An 18,671-nucleotide genomic window follows, 5' to 3' on the forward strand; every position below is an offset into this window, starting at 1 on the left:
TTAGTTGAAGAAAGTAGGAATTTGCAGAATCTGCGGTAAGTATGCAAAATTGACGTTCGAGCACGTTCCGCCACAAAGTGCCTTCAATTCTAACCCTGTATTCTTTCAAAAGTCCGTCCATCTTCACGACAAAAAAAGTTTTCTATACGGTAAAAAAATTCGAAGTAATCAAGGTGCAGGTGGATATTACTTATGCAAATCTTGTAACAATCTCACAGGTAGTTACTATGGGGACAGCTACAAGAAATTCGCCTATATGGGAATGATGGCGCTGACACATAGAATTTTGGCATCAAAAGATATTACTTTTGAATATGCCTTACAGCCACTAAACATTCTCAAACAGATTTTAGCAATGTTTATGGCGATAGATACAAGCGACCAACTTTTAAATTTAGAAGGGCTTGCGGATTTTATTTTGGATAAGGATTCAAGGGCGCTTCCAGATAGCTTGAGAGTATTTGTTTACCACACCATTACAAAACAAGTTAGAAATGGCTGGGGAATGGCAAGAACCGAAAAAGGGTTTCATCATCTTGGTGAAATTACCTTCCCACCATTTGGTGTTGTTTATGCTTTAGATTCTGAACCCACACGAAACGATTTTTACGAAATAACAGATTTCAAAAATTTTAATTTTAATCAAACCGTTCAAGCGAGATTATCAATTCCTTTTCTTACACCTAAAACATATATTCCTGGACTGTACAATTAAATATTTAAGATATGGCAAAAAACGAACCCATCAAACAACACTACATACCACGTTCCTACCTAAAAAATTTTGGTGTCGAAGCCAAAAAGGGCAACTATTTAGTAGATGCTTATAGACTTGAAGACGATTTGCTACTTGAAAAGATTAGCACGAAAAGTATCTGTTTCAAAAAAAATCTTTACACAATTCCGAATGCTGAAGTTGATAGGAAATACGATTTAGAACACCATTACGCCGAACACGTAGATTCAGAATTTCCCAAAATATATAGACTACTTGTTGATGAAAGTGTGAAAATATTGACCCCTGAGCAAAAGAAACAGGTATTATACGTATGTCTATCTCTTTACTTTAGAACACCAAGATTTCTTAATCATCAAAATGCCTTTACTGACCAAATTTTAGATAGAATGCTACTGTATGCAGACGAAAATGGCGAGGTGAAATTTACGTTTGAAGAAGAAAGACACGAGTTCAATATAAAGGATATAGATAAAGTTAGACAAGAATTTAAAGAGCGAAACAGGATTAAATTCTTGGTGCAGCACTTAGAGAAATGGAAAGAGTTTGTGGACTTTAAATATGATTGCACGATAAATGTCCATCGAATTAATGATAAAGATGCACCATTGATTACCTGCGATAATCCAGTATCTATACGTGGTATAAAATCAACGCGATTCGAAGGCCTTTTCAATCCTGACTCAGTAATAACTTTACCGTTAGATACTCAATATTATTTGGAAATCTTTCCGAACAGCATTGCTGATGGTCAAACTATAATTCATAGAATGGTTCACGATAGGGATTATGTGTTTACGACCAACGCTATCATTCAGAGTAATGCTGAGAAGTTGATAATTGGAAAGCCAGGAACAATAGAAAAACATTTTGAAATTCAATCAAGTTATGAAGAATCTGAAAATGGCGAACAATTTGTTGAAAAGGCAAAATTTAAGTTAGAGGAACTTCAAAAGTTTCATCAAATTTGTGAAAAGACGGGATTAACTTCGACTGAAACAATTGGTCAGCTTAAAAAGATGCTTAACCATAAATATTTCAAAGATGAAGACCAACTCATTAAGATGAAAAGGCTTTTAATTGCAACTGGACATTGGAAATAATTGTTGTCTATAAACTTAATGAGAAAATTAAATTTCTGTTAATCCCAATAAAAACTGTTAAATTTTTGTAATTTTGCAACGATGAAACAGGCTTTCCATAAAATATTATCCATTTCGATGGCCTTTGTAGTGATGTTCTCTACTATGTCATTTACTGTGGATATGCATTATTGTGGGGACAATTTGGTCGATTTCAGTTTATTCTCAAAAGCTGAAGGTTGCGGAATGGAAAAAGCGCAACCTACCAAAACTTGTGAGAATCCTAAAATGACTGAGAAATCTTGTTGTACTGACCAACAAATTGTAAAGGAAGGCAAAGACGACCTTAAAATATCTTTTGACACACTTTCTTTCGAGCAGCAAACGTTCGTCGCTGCTTTTACCTATTCTTATATAAACTTATTTGAAGTAACCGAATCTGAAGAAGTTCCTTTCAACGATTACCCGCGACCCTTTGTCAAACGGGATGTGCAAGTGCTGCACCAGACTTTCTTAATTTGATTTATTAGATTTTCAGAATGAAGCCCAACAGCTACGCTGTCGTGGGCTAAAACTCGTGTTTGCCATATTCTGCAACACGTAATTCCAATTATCTAATAATCAAATGCTATGCTAAATAAGAGCATTAAATTTCTCATAGAAAACAAACTTGTTGCCGTTCTACTACTCGCCCTATTTGTGGGTTGGGGCATCGTCAACGCACCCTTTAATTGGGAAACAGGCTTTTTGCCCACAGACCCAGTTGCCGTTGATGCCATACCTGATATTGGCGAGAACCAACAAATTGTTTTTACCAAGTGGCAAGGTCGCTCGCCACAGGATATTGAAGACCAAATCACATATCCGCTTACCACTTCCCTTCTTGGTATTCCAGGCGTAAAAACTATTCGTAGTTCTTCGATGTTTGGATTTTCCAGCATCTACATCATTTTTGAAGAAGACATCGAGTTCTATTGGTCGCGCAGTCGCATACTGGAAAAACTGAACTCACTTCCTGCAAACCTTTTGCCCGATGGTGTCAATCCATCTCTTGGGCCAGATGCCACAGGTCTGGGACAGATTTTTTGGTACACGCTGGAAGGTCGTGATAAAGACGGCAACGTAACTGGCGGATGGGATTTACAGGAATTGCGTAGCATACAGGATTACTATGTGAAATATGGATTGTCATCGGCAAGTGGTGTTTCTGAAGTAGCTTCCATTGGTGGCTATGTTCAGGAATACCAAGTGGACATTGACCCAGAAAAAATGCGCCAGTACAATGTGAGTATGGGCGATGTGGTTAAAGCCGTCAAACAGAGCAATCAAGATATAGGGGCACAGACTCTCGAAATCAATCAAGCCGAATACCTCGTACGCGGATTGGGTTACGTCAAGTCCATAGCAGATATTGAAAATGCAGTTGTAGATTCTGAAAATTTCACTTCCATCCGCATCAAAGATGTGGCTAACGTCCATTTGGGGCCTGCTACCAGACGTGGTATTCTCGATAAGGAAGGGGCCGAAGTCGTAGGTGGTGTCGTAGTCGCTCGCTACGGTGCAAATCCGTTGGAAGTTATCAATAATGTCAAGGCGCAAATTGCCGAAATAAGCTCTGGACTTCCCACAAAAACTTTATCAGATGGTCGCATTTCGCAAGTTACCATTGTACCATTTTATGACCGGACAGAACTCATACAAGAAACGCTGGGAACGCTCAATGAAGCACTCACTTTGGAAATCCTAATTACCATTTTGGTCATTATTATAATGGTTTTCAATCTGCGTGCATCCATCCTTATTTCAGGGTTGTTACCCGTAGCCGTTTTGATGGTTTTCATCACGATGAAGCTCTTTAATGTAGATGCAAATATCGTCGCACTTTCAGGTATTGCCATTGCCATCGGTACAATGGTGGACGTGGGCGTGATACTCGCCGAAAATATGATACGGCACTTGGAAGATGAAAAGTTACGCCTTAATGAAAACGGTAAAGAATACACCACAAACGAAATCATCTACAACGCAACTGCCGAAGTTTCCGGCGCTATCCTTACGGCAGTTTTAACGACCATAATCAGTTTCCTACCAGTATTCACAATGATAGGTGCTGAAGGTAAACTATTCCGCCCGCTCGCCTTTACTAAAACAATGGCACTCACGGCATCGCTCATTATTGCGCTGTTTCTCATTCCACCCATTGCGGCATTCCTTTTCCGTAAGACGAATTTGCGTGAACGGACACAGTACGTCATCAATGGCGCACTTGTTTTATTGGGAATTCTCGCCATCGTTTACGGCTTTTGGTTAGGACTAATTCTAATCGCCTTTGCCATCACATCATTTTTAAAGATGCGCGGTACGCTTTCGCAAAAGCGCAAAAACCTGCTTGACATCATCATTTCATCTATTGCTATCGTAGTTTTATTAGCAGAATACTGGCGACCATTAGGCTTTGACCGAAGCATTGTTATGAACCTGATATTTGTTTCCATCATCTGTTTTGGACTGCTCGGTGTGTTCTCGATTTTTAGGATATACTATGCGCGTATTTTGCGATGGGCACTTCAGAACCGATATCTGTTCTTAATCATTCCGGCTACGGTGCTCACGTTGGGCATCATCATTATGCGCAACACAGGTAAGGAATTTATGCCAGCACTCAATGAAGGTTCATTCTTATTGATGCCCACATCCTTACCGCACGCAGGCGTTGAAGAAAACAAACGTGTATTGCAACAGCTGGATATGGCGGTGGCAAGCATCCCAGAGATTGAAACTGTGGTGGGAAAAGCTGGAAGAACGGAAAGCGCACTCGACCCAGCACCACTTTCAATGTATGAGAATGTCATTCAGTATAAATCTGAATATATGCGCAATGCATCTGGCCAACGACAACGCTATAAAGTCAATGATGATGGATTGTTTGTACTGAAGAACGACAAATTCATTATCAATCCGAACAACGAGATAGATGAAGATGCCAACTATGACGAAATATCGCTAAAAACTACTGCCACACGCGAAGACTTGATTGAAGATGAAGATGGCGAGTACTACCGAAATTGGCGACCAGACATCGAGAGTCCAGATGATATTTGGAACGAGATAGTTCGAGTAACCAAACTACCAGGCGTGACATCTGCACCCAAGTTGCAACCCATCGAAACACGTTTGGTAATGCTACAAACGGGAATGCGTGCGCCTATGGGCATCAAGGTAAAAGGTCCGGATTTAAAGTCCATAGAAAATTTTGGACTGCAACTGGAAGACATCTTGAAACAAGCCGAAGGCGTTAAAGAACAAGCTGTCTTTGCAGACCGTATCGTGGGCAAACCCTACTTGCTCATCGATATTAAGCGAGACCAATTGGCTCGATATGGGGTGTCCATAATGGACGTGCAGGAAATCCTTCAAGTGGCCGTGGGCGGTATGCCACTAACGCAAACCGTGGAAGGTCGTGAGCGTTATGCCGTTCGGGTTCGCTATCCACGAGAATTGCGGGCAAATCCAGACGACTTGCATAATATCTATGTTCCTGTTGAAAAAGGAAGTCCCGTACCGCTGGGCGAATTGGTTGAAATTCGATACGAGCAAGGACCACAGGTCATTAAGAGTGAAGATACTTTTCTAATTGGCTATGTGCTGTTTGATAAACTCGATGGCTTTGCCGAAGTAGATGTGGTGGAAAATGCCCAAGCCTTAATTCAAGAAAATATTGATAACGGTTCGCTGGTCGTACCACAAGGCGTGAGCTATCGCTTTACGGGAACCTATGAAAATCAGTTACGAGCAGAAAAAACGCTATCGGTTGTCGTACCGCTTTGTTTGCTGGTTATTTTCTTGATTTTGTATTTCCAATTCAGGTCGGTTTCCACATCGCTTATGGTGTTTACCGCAATCGCCGTGGCCTTTGCTGGTGGCTTTATAATGATATGGCTATACGGACAAGATTGGTTTTTCAATTTCGGCTTTTTTGGCGAAAATCTGCGGGATTTGTTCAATATGAAAACCATCAATTTAAGTGTAGCCGTTTGGGTAGGTTTTATCGCCCTATTTGGTATTGCTACGGATGATGGCGTGGTAATGGCCACCTATTTAGACCAATCTTTCAAAAGCAACGAACCAGACAATAAAAAGGGCATTCGTCTCGCCACTTTGGAAGCCGCAGGTAAACGTATTCGTCCGTGTTTGATGACTACTGTAACTACGGTACTGGCACTACTTCCCGTACTTACATCCACAGGCAAGGGAAGCGATATAATGATACCGATGGCGATACCCATTTTTGGCGGAATGATAATCGATGTTACGTCCTATTTCCTACTGCCAGTCTTATATAGCTGGAAAAAGGAATACCAACTTAAAAAAGCAAACAGATGAAGAAATTAAAATATATACTGGTGTTCTTGTTTGTTTCCGCTTTCGCGAAAGCGCAACAATTACAATCCTACATTAAGGAAGCCGAAGCGAACAATCCAGAAATTCAAGCCTTTGAACTGCGCTATAATATTGCCGAAGAAAAGGTAAATGAAGCCAACTGGATTCCAAATACCGAAGTGAGTGCCGGCTATTTTGTGAGTGAGCCTGAAACCAGAGTCGGTGCGCAACGTGCACGAATAGGCGTAAAACAGATGTTGCCGTGGTTTGGTACCATTACCGCTCGTGAAAATTATGCCACCGCAATGGCAGATGCCGAATATGTGGATATCACGATTGCAAAGCGCAAGCTCGCACTTTCGGTTGCACAATCCTATTATCGTTTATATTCCATACGTGCCAAGCAAGCCGTACTGGATGAAAACATACAACTACTGGAAACCTACGAACGACTTGCACTCACATCTGTAGAAGTGGGCAAAGCGAGTGCCGTAGATGTGTTGCGACTTCAGATTAGACAAAATGAATTACACCAACAAAAGGAAGTGCTGGAAGAAGAATTTACAGCAGAACAAACGGCTTTTAACAATCTGCTCAACCGTGATTCGATGATGACGGTTATCGTCGTTCCAGAAATGGAAATTCCGCAGGAAGACCCATTTTACAACAATGAAGCGCTATCGCTCAATCCCGAACTGCTCAAATATGACAAACTCTATGAATCGGTAGCACAATCCGAACTGCTCAACCAACGTGAGAGTTTGCCTATGATTGGTTTTGGTGTAGACTACCTGCCCGTAACGGAACGTAGCGATGTCAACTTCAGCGATAATGGGAAAGATGTGTTGATGCCTATGGTTTCGGTTTCAATCCCCATTTTCAACAACCGTTACAAATCCATTTCAAAGCAAAACGAACTGCGACAGCAAGAAATAGAGACCCAACGGGAACAGCGATTGAATGTGCTGGAATCCGCTTTCGCGAAAGCACAATCACAACGTAACCAAGCGCGCATTGCATACGACACACAAGACCGCAACCTGAAACAAGCGCAGGATGCCGAAGAAATTCTGGTAAAAAATTATGAAACTGGCACTATCGATTTTAATGATGTGCTGGACATTCAGGAATTGCAGTTGAAGTTTCAGATGAATCAAATCGAGTCGGTGCAAATGTACTATGTACAATCGGCCATTATTAACTATTTAATCAACTAATTATGGTCAAGGATTTTTACATAAAGAATATGGTATGTGATAGATGCATCAAGGTTTTAAGGGATGGACTGGATAAACAAAATATCGAATTGTTACAAATCGAATTGGGTCGTTTGCGTCTCGATATCGAGAGCGATGATGAAATCGAAAAATTGAAAACTTTACTTGAAAGTAATGGATTTTCCCTAATTGGCAGTACCGAAGAAAAACTCACAGAGCAGGTCAAGGTAGAACTGATAAAGGCATTGCAAGAATTGCCTTTGGAACTCGATAAGAAATTATCCGCTCACTTAGCAGATGCATTAGGTCACGAGTATTCCAAAATCAGTAAGGTCTTTTCAATTACCGAAGGCATTACCATCGAGAAGTACTTCATCAAATTGAAAATAGAAAAGGTAAAGGAACTGGTACAGGCCAAGGAACTCAACTTTACAGAAATGGCACAGTTGCTTGATTATAGCCATATCAATCATTTAAGTGGCCAGTTCAAAAGCGAAACGGGAATGAGCCTAACAGCTTATAAATCCCAACAGAAAAATTTTAGGAATACATTGGACAAAATTATGTAGATAACAACCAAAATTATGACACAAGCTGTTGATTTACAGCGGTAATTTTATCCAAATAAAATTAAGAACTATGAAATATAAAATCACATTACTTCTAACAATGCTTATCACTTTTGGTGCAAAAGCCCAATTGGTAGCGAATGAAACTGAAGAAAATGTTGACAACTGGCCAGAACGGATTTATGACCTAACCATAGATTATGAAACCGTAAACTTTACGGGGAAGGATGTGCAGGCAATGACCATAAACGGTGGAATACCTGGTCCCAATCTTGAGTTTAATGAAGGTGAGTTTGCCATTATCAACGTTACCAATAAAATGGATGTGGAAACATCTGTCCATTGGCACGGGATGATATTACCTAATTTCCACGATGGCGTACCGTATTTGACCACACCACCTATCCGTCCAGGGGAAACCTTTCAATACAAGTTTGCATTGAAACAATCTGGAACCTATTGGTATCATTCCCATACTGGGTTACAGGAACAACGTGGGGTGTATGGTTCATTACAGATAAATCCAAAGGAAACCGATTTAGAATATGACAAAGATTTGGTCTTAGTGCTTTCGGATTGGGTAGATGAAAATCCACAATCTCAACTTAAAAATTTGAAGCGTGGCAATGAGTGGTATTTAATTAAAAAAGGTCAGGTTCAAAGTCTGGATAAATTAATTGCCCAAGGCGCAGTAGGTGCCAAGTTAAAGATGGCGTGGCAACGTATGCCAGATATGGCTATTTCAGATAATTATTTTGACAAGTTTTTTATCAATGGTGGTACTTCACAGGAATATCCAGATTTTCAGCCCGGCGAGCGCGTGAGGCTTCGATTTGTAAACGCAGCCGCAGCGTCTTATTTCTGGCTCACATTTGGTGGCGAAGACCCAATGCTCGTATCTGCCGATGGACTTGATGTGGTTCCAGTAGAACATAACAAAACTTTGATTGGCGTTGCCGAAACCTATGATTTTATAGTGACGATTCCAGAAAGTGGAAAACTTCAAGTAAGAGCTACGGCACAGGATGGTTCTGGCGAAGCTTCGGCATTTATAGGAACTGGAAATGTACTGGAAGCACCTGTAGTTCCAGAACCTAATCTTATAAAGAATATGAAGCAAATGATGTCTATGGGTATGAAGATGGGCGCACCTGCTTCAAAATTTAATCCTTCAAAAAACGATTCCATTCAAGTAATGGAAAAGTACAAAATGGATATGGGCGGAATGCAGATGAATAGTATGTCTATGATGGATGATAATATGAAAAAGGGTGAAATGGAAATGGATTCTACCAAGATGGCTCACAATAAAATGGACCATTCAAAAATGGATATGAAGAATGATAAAATGAAAATGTCCAAGTCAGAAATGAAGATGAACAAAGGCAAGGCCAATATGAAAATGGATGGCGGTATGGATATGGGCGAAATGAAAATGGGATATATGGTGCCAAAAGATAAAGTGGTAGGCGATAATATGAAAACGGGTGGTAATCCCGAGTTCAATTACAACTACTTAAGGGCTAAAGAACCTACCGAATTTGAAAACGATAAGCCCGTAAAGGAAATGCTTTTCAACCTTACAGGAAATATGAACCGCTACGTCTGGTCTATCAACGGTGTGCCCCTTTCAGAAACAGATAAGATAAAAATCGAGCAAGGCGAAGTCGTGCGTATCACACTTAACAATCTCACGATGATGCACCACCCTATGCACTTGCACGGCCACTTCTTTAGAGTATTGAACGAGAACGGTGAGTATTCACCACTAAAGCATACTGTTAACGTGGCACCAATGCAAAAAGTCGTATTTGAGTTTGCCGCTGATGAAACTGGTGATTGGTTTTTCCATTGTCACATCCTTTATCATATGATGAGCGGTATGGCAAGGGTTTTCAGTTACGATACACCTCGTGACGAACGATTAGAAGGCTACCCACTTACTAACCTTACCAACGAAGCAGACCACATATTCACTTGGGGCGAAATCACGGCTGCAAGTCATATGACCGAGCTTTACGCTACTGCAACAAATATCAGAAATCAATTTGCGCTAAGGGGCGAATATGGATGGAACAAAAATCTGGAAGCCGAGTTTACCTACGAGCGCTATCTCAATGATTACTTCCGAGTTTTTGGTGGTGTAAATGTAGAGAATGAAGGTGAGGACAGCCTTGAAGAAATAAACACAACCGCCATTGCTGGTGTACGATGGTTAATGCCATTGCTCATTAATTCAGATTTCAGAATTGACAGCAAACTGCGTCCACAGATAAGTTTTAGTACGGGCTTTATGATTTTTCCCCACCTTGGAATTTATGGCGAGTATGAATACCAGATGGACTTTGGCTGGGACGGCAAATTACCCGAAGGTCAGGACTTTGAAGAAGAAACCACGTGGCAAGTTGGACTTGAATACGTATTGAGCCGTGACTTCTCATTAATGGGAAGCTATGACAACCGCTTTGGCGCTGGTGGTGGACTCTCATTAAGATTTTAGAACAATTATTAACTTAAATAAATAACAAAAATGAAAACAGTAAAAAGAACAATAGGTACAATGGCACTTGCTGCTATAATGGTGTTAACGGTTTCCTGCAAGGATGGAAACAAAAATGAACCTGCTGCACCTATGAGCAACGAGATGCACCAAGAATCTATGGATGACAAAGACAATATGGCAATGAATGACAACCAAGATGCAAAAGCAGTCCTACAAGACTACTTTAAACTAAAAGATGCACTTGTCGAGACGAATAATGACAAAGCAAAACAATTGGGTGCCACGCTGGCAAGCACTTTAGGCAGTTTTGATGCATCGAGCTATTCAGATAACGAGCAACAAGAACTCAAGGATATTTTGGAAGACGCAATTGAACACGCAGAACACATTTCAGAAAGTGATATGGCACACCAACGTGAGCACTTTAAGATATTAAGCAAGGATGTTACCGATATGGTTGCCATTACCGGAACTGAGATGAAGATATACGAGCAATTCTGCCCTATGTATAAGAATAATGAGGGTGGTGCTTGGCTTAGTATGAACGAAGAAATTAGAAACCCCTATTTCGGTGACAAAATGTTGAAATGCGGTAAAGTACAGCGTGAAATCAACTAATTGAAGTTTATAAAAATCATAGCGTGGCTTGCCCTTGTGGCATTGATAGTGATTCAGTTCTTTCCAATAACCCTGAACGAGAGCGATACTGTACCGCAAAGTGATTTTATGGTCGAAAATCAAGTGCCTGCAACGATAAAAAATCGGTTGCAGGTTTCTTGCTACGATTGCCACAGTAATAATACAGATTATCCGTGGTATAGTAAGATACAGCCTGCGGCTTGGTATCTGGAAGACCACATACAAGAAGGTAAGGACGAACTTAATTTTAATGAATGGGCAGAATATTCAGACCGGCGAAAGAACAGTAAACTTCGGTCTATCATAAGCCAAATTGAAGAAGATAAAATGCCATTGGATTCTTATACACTCATTCACAAGGATGCAATTCTTTCAGATGAAGATAAGAGGGTGATAATAGATTATATGACAGCGTTAAAAGACAGTTTGGAATAAAGTCCTGATATGGGAAGGGAAAGTTGATGGTTGGTTAGTTAGTAGCCCTTCCCTTGTCAGGCACAATAAAAAATATTAGAAAAATGAATAATGACATAAATGAATTTGAATAAAAACCCTTAAAAACAAACAGGATGAATGCACTTAGAAAAACTACAATATTCACATTAATTATAATAGCAACAAGCCAAGTGTTCGGACAAGATACAAACACAGAAAAGCAAGCCGTACTTAAAGTAATGAAAACCTATAAGGATGCGCTGCAAAACCTAACGACTGAAGGTACCTTTGAGTTGTTCACAAACGACTCGGAAGTTTTTGAGTCCGGTGGTGTTGAGGGTTCCTATGCGCACTATATAGAACACCATTTGGGACCAGAATTAGGACACTTCAAGAAGTTTGAATTTTCAGATTATGAAATTGATGCAGAAGTAGATTTGCCCTATGCATTTACTACCGAAACTTACGTCTATACCATAGTTCTCAATCCCGATGATAATGGCAATACCCGAACTATAAAGAAAAAAGGGGTGGCGACTTCTATCCTTAAGAAGATAGATGATAAATGGCAGATAGTTAAAACACATTCATCATCCAGAAATGTTAAATAATTTTTAGCCAATCATAAAATGACACACACCTATCACATACACGGAATGACCTGTAATGGTTGTAGAACGCACGTAGAAGAAACGCTCTCTAAAGTTGAAGGTGTTACCAATGCAACTGTCAATTTAGAAAAAGCCGAAGCGACCATTGAAATGCAATCCCATATTCCCATCGAAAAATTTCAAGAGGCGCTGAAAACGAACGGTGGGCAATACAGCATCCATCAGAATGGGGAACATCATCATACCCACGATAAGAAGAAAGTAGATAAACCCAAAGGCAAAGGAACGGGAACGTTCTATTGCCCGATGCATTGCGAGGGCGACAAGACTTACGACAAACCAGGCGATTGTCCTGTTTGCGGGATGGATTTGGTTGAAGAAGTGAACCTAACGGCTACTTCCGACACCCAATATACCTGTCCGATGCATCCCGAAATTATTAAGGATGAACCGGGAAGCTGTCCAATTTGTGGGATGGATTTAGTTCCTATGGAACCCGATTTATCCGCAGAAGAAAAGACCTATAAAAAACTGCTTAAAAAGTTCTGGATAGCGGTCGCTTTCACATTGCCCATTTTTATCATTGCAATGTCCGAAATGCTGCCCAACAATCCATTATATGATGTTTTAGAATTAAACTATTGGAATTGGATTCAATTTGCGCTCTCTATCCCTGTGGTATTCTACGCTACTTGGATGTTCTTTGAACGTGCCTACCGCAGTATAAAGACGTGGAACTTAAATATGTTTACGCTTATCGGTATCGGTGCAGGTGTTGCTTGGCTGTTCAGCGTGTTCGGGATGCTCGTTCCCGATTTTTTCCCAGACCAATTCAAGACCGAGGCAGGTACCGTTCACGTCTATTTTGAAGCGGCAACGGTCATTCTAACTTTGGTATTGCTTGGGCAGGTTCTGGAAGCTCGTGCGCATAGCAAGACCAATTCCGCAGTCAAGGAACTTTTAAAATTGGCACCTAACAAGGCTGTAAAGGTAGTTGATGGCGAGGAACAGGAAGTGGCCATCGATGAAATTGAATTGGGTGATATTCTGCGTGTAAAGCCGGGCGATAAGATTCCTGTGGATGGCGTTATTACCGAAGGCGAAACTTCTATAGATGAATCGATGATTACGGGCGAACCCATTCCTGTAAACAAATCAGTAGATGATAAAGTAAGTAGCGGAACTATCAATGGCAATCAGTCCTTTTTGATGAAAGCTGAAAAGGTTGGGTCTGACACTTTGTTATCACAGATTATACAGATGGTCAATGATGCCAGTCGAAGCCGTGCACCCATCCAAAAGTTGGCCGATACCGTTTCGGGATATTTCGTGCCAATCGTTGTTATAATCGCTGTTGTTACATTTGCCGTTTGGGCAATTTGGGGCCCAGAGCCAGCCTATGTTTATGCTTTGGTCAATGCGATTGCCGTATTAATTATCGCCTGTCCCTGTGCTTTGGGGCTTGCGACACCAATGTCTGTAATGGTCGGCGTTGGCAAAGGTGCGCAGAATGGTGTGCTTATTAAAAATGCCGAAGCCCTTGAAAAAATGGATAAGGTCGATACTCTCATTGTCGATAAGACCGGAACGATAACTGAAGGAAAACCTACAGTTGAGAAAGTGGGTTCTTTTGAGAAGGGGTTTACCGAAACCGAAGTACTACAATACATTGTTTCCTTGAACAGCCAAAGTGAACATCCGCTGGCGGAAGCCACCGTAAAATATGGAAAAGAACAAAACGCAGAGTTTTTAAAAGCAGATGGATTTAACGCAGTAACTGGAAAAGGCGTTGAAGGTGAAGTGAACAATAAAGAAGTGGCTTTAGGTAACGCCAAAATGATGGAACAGGCAAATGCTACACTTACCGAAGCTATGGAAAACGAGGCACAATCCTACCAAAAACAAGGGAAAACGGTTTCCTATCTCGCTGTAGAAGGTCAAGTTGTAGGCTACGTCGTTATCGGCGACAAAATCAAGGAAACGAGTGCAAAAGCTATCAAGGATTTGCAGAATAAGGGAATTGCGGTCATTATGCTTACTGGTGATAATCACGACACCGCCCAAGCTGTCGCAGATGAGCTTAACCTTGCCGATTTTCAAGCAAGTATGCTACCAGAAAACAAATTGCAGGAAGTCGAGAAATTACAAGAGCAAGGCAAGGTGGTTGCAATGGCAGGCGATGGTATCAATGATGCACCTGCACTCGCTAAAAGTGATGTAGGTATCGCAATGGGAACAGGTACGGATGTTGCCATTGAAAGTGCAGCCATTACCTTGGTGAAAGGCGATTTACACGGTATCGTAAAGGCAAGAAATCTAAGTGATGCAGTAATGCGCAATATCAAACAAAACCTCTTTTTTGCAATGATTTATAACACGCTGGGTATCCCTATTGCAGCAGGACTACTGTATCCGTTTTTTGGAATACTCTTATCGCCAATGATTGCGGCTTTGGCGATGAGCTTCAGTTCGGTATCGGTAATTGCCAACTCATTACGTCTAAAAAGTAAAAACATATAATCTAACTAATTAAATACTTATGAAATATAAAATTTTGATAATCCTATTGGTAGTTGCTGTCAGCGGATGTAAAAATGAAGAAAAGAATAATACCAAAATAGAGACAGAGCACAATCATACCCAGAGTGAACCTAAATCTGAGAACAAAAAAACCCTAAGTCCACACACATCGGCAATGGCTATGATAGGTGATGCTCATATCCATATAGATTATTCGTCGCCAGGCGTAAGGGATAGAATTATTTTCGGTGGATTGTTGGCTTACGACCAAGTCTGGCAGGCTGGTGCCCATATGGCTACTTGGCTTGAAACAAATAAGGATTTAGAAATCGACGGTAAAGAATTGAAAGCTGGAAAATACGGGTTTTTTGTAATTCCGAATCAGGAAGAATGGACTGTCATTTTCAACAGGAATTGGAACCAACACGGTAAGGACGACTATACTGAAAATGATGATGTATTACGATTCAAAGTAACACCTAAAACTTCTGAAGATATCAAAGAACATTTAGAGTATAAAGTAAACAAAACAACAGAGACTTCAGGAACAATCTCAATGAGTTGGGAAAAAGTAACGATTGAATTTCCTTTTGAAATAAAGTAAAATGGTAAATAGAAAAACAGCGAAATGGATTAGAAAAGCACACCGCTATTTGGGTGTTTTTTTAGGTATTCAGTTTCTGATGTGGACGATTAGTGGGATGTATTTCAGCTGGACAGACATCGACGAGATACACGGCGACCATTTTAAGAAAGCAGCACCTGTGCAGACCTCTTTTGATAATTTGCTCGGCACATCCCAACTGGCTACAAAAGAATCCGTACAATCTTTGGAACTGCTGGAAATCGCAAATGAACCTTATTATTGGATTAATGAAGCACAGCTTTATAATGCAAGAACGGGACAAAGGAAAAATGGAATTTCTAAAAAAGAGGCACAACAAGTTGCAAATAGGTATATGTTGGACGATTTAGAAATAGCAAAAATTCAATTAGTCGATTCTGTAGGGCCACATCACGAATATCGCGGTCGCCCACTTCCAGCTTATGAAATCTTGTATGAGACACCACAAAATTTAAAAGCATATGTGGCGGTTGAGAATGGCGCTTTTCAAACGGTAAGACACAGGGATTGGCGCTGGTTTGATTTTCTTTGGATGACCCATACAATGGATTATCAGGGAAGGGATAATTTCAACACGTTGTTGTTAAGGGCATTTTCACTTTTGGGGTTGATAACCGTCTTAAGCGGTTTCGTTTTGTGGTACATCAGTTCCCCATCAATCAGAAAACTAAAAAAGAAAATTAAATAATTAGTAACAAAAAAACCAAAAATTATGAATTCAAACGAACACAAAAATTCAGGAAAATCAAAAAACCATTACACACGTTTTGTAGCGATGCTCGCTTGCTCTTTTGTAGCAATGTACATTACGATGTATTTAAACACTTATGAATGGGACCACGTTTGGTTTAGCCTAACGAGGTTTTATATGGTCTGCCTTGGTATCGCAGCTATGGCCATCATTATGTTTGTGGCAATGCGTGGTATGTACCAAAATAAAAAGAAGAATATCGCCATAGTCTTGGGAAGTATCGTTCTCTTTGTAAGTGCATTAGGACTCGTACGTGACCAAAAGTCAACCGTAGGCGATGTACTTTGGATGAAAGCAATGATACCACACCATTCCATTGCAATTTTAACAAGTGAACGTGCAGATATTGAAGACCCTGAAGTTAAAAAACTGGCTGAAGAAATCATTAAGGCACAACGAAGGGAAATCGCCGAAATGAAAGAAATGATTGAACGTTTAGAAAACGAAAAATAAGATTATGAATAAGAACATTTTATATATAGCAATAGCCATAATAATAGGTTTGGGCGCAGGCTGGCTCATTTTTGGAAACGGGTCAAGTGATACTATGGCAAATAAGGATATATCCGATATGTCTGATCAACACGACCACTCTGGCGAGAGTGCAGACCAGATGTGGACGTGCTCAATGCATCCACAGATTATGCAACCCGAAGCTGGTGATTGCCCAATATGTGGGATGGACTTAATCCCTGCTGAAACTGGTGCAGAAGGTCTCGCAGCAAACGAGATAAAAATGACCGAAAATGCTATGGCATTAGCAAATATTCAAACTACCATTGTGGGTAATGCAGAAACAAGCGATGATGACGGGATGATTTTCCTTTCGGGAAAAATAGCTGCAAACGAAGAAAACAATACCGTACAATCCAGCTATTTTAAAGGAAGGATAGAACAACTCAACGTTAACTATGAAGGACAGCAAGTAAACCGTGGTCAGCTATTGGCAACCATTTACGCACCAGACCTTGTAGCGGCACAGCAGGAACTGATTACCGCAGCATCGCTCAAAGCATCGCAACCCGCTTTATACAAAGCCGTTCGCAACAAGTTAAAAAACTGGAAACTTTCAGATACACAAATCAATGCTATTGAGGAAAGTGGCAGCGTGCGTGAGAACTTTCCGATTTATGCAACGGTTTCCGGAACGGTATCAGAAGTAATGGCAGCACAGGGCGATTATGTAAATCAAGGACAGCCTATTGTGAAGTTGAGCAACTTGAATTCGGTTTGGGCAGAATTTGATGCTTATGAAAATCAGATAGCACAGTTCAATATTGGGCAAAAAATCAACATCACGACCAATGCCTATCCAAATAAAGAATTTGAGGGAACAATTTCATTTATTGACCCAATTTTAAATAATGCGACACGAACGGTAACGGTACGTGCAACCCTTCAAAATAGAGACGACCTATTTAAACCAGGAATGTTTGTTACAGGTAAGGTTAAAGGCGCAACGCAAACTATGGAAAATACACTTGCCGTACCTGCAAGTGCTGTACTATGGACAGGCGAGCGCTCATTGGTATATGTTAAAACCAATCCTAACGAGCCTGTGTTTGAAATGCGCGAAGTGACCTTGGGCAATCGCTCTGGCGAAACTTACCAAGTATCTTCCGGATTAAATAATGGCGATGAAATAGTAACCAATGGAACTTTCACGGTAGATGCAGCAGCACAATTACAGGGTAAAAAATCAATGATGAATCAGCAAATGATGCAGGACGAATCAGCAATGATCGGCGATATGGAAATGAGTTTCAGCGATGCGTTTAGTTCTGATTTCGACAAAGCATTACCATCATATCTCAAAATGAAAGATGCCCTTGTAGCAAGCGATGCAAGTCAAGTTTCCGCTTTCGCGAAAGCGACATCAGAAAAATTAAAAGCAATATCGACTGATGATTTAGGTACGATGGAAAAACAACATTTAACCAAAAGTATTGAGATGCTGGATGCCATTGCAAACAATGACATTCTGGAAAACCAGCGCGCTCACTTCGTCATTCTAAACGAGAATATCGTGCCTATTGCAATGAGCATAGAAAACTCGACAAATTATTACATTCAGAAATGCCCTATGGCAAATAACAATAAAGGTGCGGTATGGTTAAGTATGGAAGAAGAAATAAGAAATCCATACTATGGCGATGCAATGTTGACTTGCGGAAGTGTGATTGATTCGTTGTAAAAATCATTTGCAACACAGTTGCACCAAAATATTTTTATCTTTGCATTGTGAAAGTTGTAGCAATCATTTTATCGTTTTATTTCTTGGCACTCAATGTAGTGCCTTGTAGCGATGCGACAAATAGTGCCGATGACACCCAAGTTGTTACGGTAATAGATATTGATGGCGACCACGACCAAGACTGTGAGTTATGCTCGCCTTTTTGCCAATGTCATTGCTGCCACGTTCACACGATAAATTTTGGGCTTGTTGCATTTCAACCGCTACAGCCTGCTATTCCACACGAATTCTTTGTCCATTTTGATGACCTCGGCAAAGATATTCCCCATTCCCTTTTTCAGCCCCCTCAGGCATAATTCAGTTTTAATAGGATAACTATATCCTGTTTTGACGTGTCCATCTATTGGAT

16 protein-coding genes are annotated in these 18,671 nt (G+C 40.5%); all 16 read left to right on the forward strand.

Going from position 1 to position 18,671, the window contains the following annotated elements:
• Positions 1–4 precede the first annotated feature (4 nt).
• Positions 5–715, forward strand: a complete 711-nt coding sequence (locus tag HYG79_RS05280) for a hypothetical protein (RefSeq protein WP_133642508.1) — start codon at positions 5–7, stop codon at positions 713–715.
• 11 nt (positions 716–726) lie between these two features.
• On the forward strand, positions 727–1,839 hold the full coding sequence (locus HYG79_RS05285; protein ID WP_133642509.1) for a DUF4238 domain-containing protein: 1,113 nt from the start codon (positions 727–729) through the stop codon (positions 1,837–1,839).
• Between the two features lie 81 nt (positions 1,840–1,920).
• Positions 1,921–2,340 (forward strand): HYC_CC_PP family protein, encoded by a 420-nt coding sequence (locus HYG79_RS05290; RefSeq protein WP_133642510.1) that lies wholly within the window; start codon positions 1,921–1,923, stop codon positions 2,338–2,340.
• Positions 2,341–2,448: 108 nt separating this feature from the next.
• Positions 2,449–6,201 carry an efflux RND transporter permease subunit gene (locus HYG79_RS05295; protein WP_133642511.1) on the forward strand — a complete coding sequence of 1,251 codons (3,753 nt, stop codon included), beginning with the start codon at positions 2,449–2,451 and terminating at the stop codon, positions 6,199–6,201.
• Complete coding sequence (locus tag HYG79_RS05300) at positions 6,198–7,415, forward strand: TolC family protein (RefSeq protein WP_179241114.1); 1,218 nt, start codon at positions 6,198–6,200, stop codon at positions 7,413–7,415. The genes HYG79_RS05295 and HYG79_RS05300 overlap by 4 nt, the downstream gene beginning before the upstream one ends.
• A gap of 2 nt (positions 7,416–7,417) precedes the next feature.
• The gene (locus tag HYG79_RS05305) at positions 7,418–7,984 is read left to right on the forward strand and encodes a helix-turn-helix domain-containing protein (RefSeq protein WP_133642513.1); all 567 of its coding nucleotides are present in this window, start codon (positions 7,418–7,420) and stop codon (positions 7,982–7,984) included.
• 70 nt (positions 7,985–8,054) lie between these two features.
• Positions 8,055–10,484 carry a multicopper oxidase domain-containing protein gene (locus HYG79_RS05310; RefSeq protein ID WP_133642514.1) on the forward strand — a complete coding sequence of 810 codons (2,430 nt, stop codon included), beginning with the start codon at positions 8,055–8,057 and terminating at the stop codon, positions 10,482–10,484.
• A gap of 30 nt (positions 10,485–10,514) precedes the next feature.
• Positions 10,515–11,105 carry a DUF3347 domain-containing protein gene (locus tag HYG79_RS05315; protein WP_133642515.1) on the forward strand — a complete coding sequence of 197 codons (591 nt, stop codon included), beginning with the start codon at positions 10,515–10,517 and terminating at the stop codon, positions 11,103–11,105.
• A complete protein-coding gene (locus HYG79_RS05320; protein ID WP_133642516.1) occupies positions 11,106–11,561 on the forward strand; it encodes a heme-binding domain-containing protein in 456 nt (151 codons plus the stop codon).
• A gap of 134 nt (positions 11,562–11,695) precedes the next feature.
• Positions 11,696–12,172: a nuclear transport factor 2 family protein gene (locus HYG79_RS05325; RefSeq protein WP_179241115.1), complete on the forward strand. Its 477-nt coding sequence runs from the start codon at positions 11,696–11,698 to the stop codon at positions 12,170–12,172.
• 18 nt (positions 12,173–12,190) lie between these two features.
• Positions 12,191–14,692: a heavy metal translocating P-type ATPase gene (locus tag HYG79_RS05330; protein WP_133642518.1), complete on the forward strand. Its 2,502-nt coding sequence runs from the start codon at positions 12,191–12,193 to the stop codon at positions 14,690–14,692.
• A gap of 19 nt (positions 14,693–14,711) precedes the next feature.
• Positions 14,712–15,296 (forward strand): DUF2911 domain-containing protein, encoded by a 585-nt coding sequence (locus HYG79_RS05335; RefSeq protein ID WP_133642519.1) that lies wholly within the window; start codon positions 14,712–14,714, stop codon positions 15,294–15,296.
• Between the two features lies 1 nt (position 15,297).
• Positions 15,298–16,005, forward strand: a complete 708-nt coding sequence (locus HYG79_RS05340) for a PepSY domain-containing protein (protein WP_133642520.1) — start codon at positions 15,298–15,300, stop codon at positions 16,003–16,005.
• A gap of 24 nt (positions 16,006–16,029) precedes the next feature.
• The gene (locus tag HYG79_RS05345; protein WP_133642521.1) at positions 16,030–16,521 is read left to right on the forward strand and encodes a DUF305 domain-containing protein; all 492 of its coding nucleotides are present in this window, start codon (positions 16,030–16,032) and stop codon (positions 16,519–16,521) included.
• A 4-nt stretch (positions 16,522–16,525) separates the two neighbouring features.
• Entirely contained in the window at positions 16,526–18,262 is a 1,737-nt protein-coding gene (locus HYG79_RS05350) for an efflux RND transporter periplasmic adaptor subunit (RefSeq protein ID WP_133642522.1), read from the forward strand.
• Positions 18,263–18,309: 47 nt separating this feature from the next.
• Entirely contained in the window at positions 18,310–18,618 is a 309-nt protein-coding gene (locus HYG79_RS05355) for a DUF6660 family protein (protein ID WP_179241116.1), read from the forward strand.
• Positions 18,619–18,671: the final 53 nt, after the last annotated feature.

This window comes from Costertonia aggregata (genome assembly GCF_013402795.1).
GTDB classification, from domain to species: domain Bacteria; phylum Bacteroidota; class Bacteroidia; order Flavobacteriales; family Flavobacteriaceae; genus Costertonia; species Costertonia aggregata.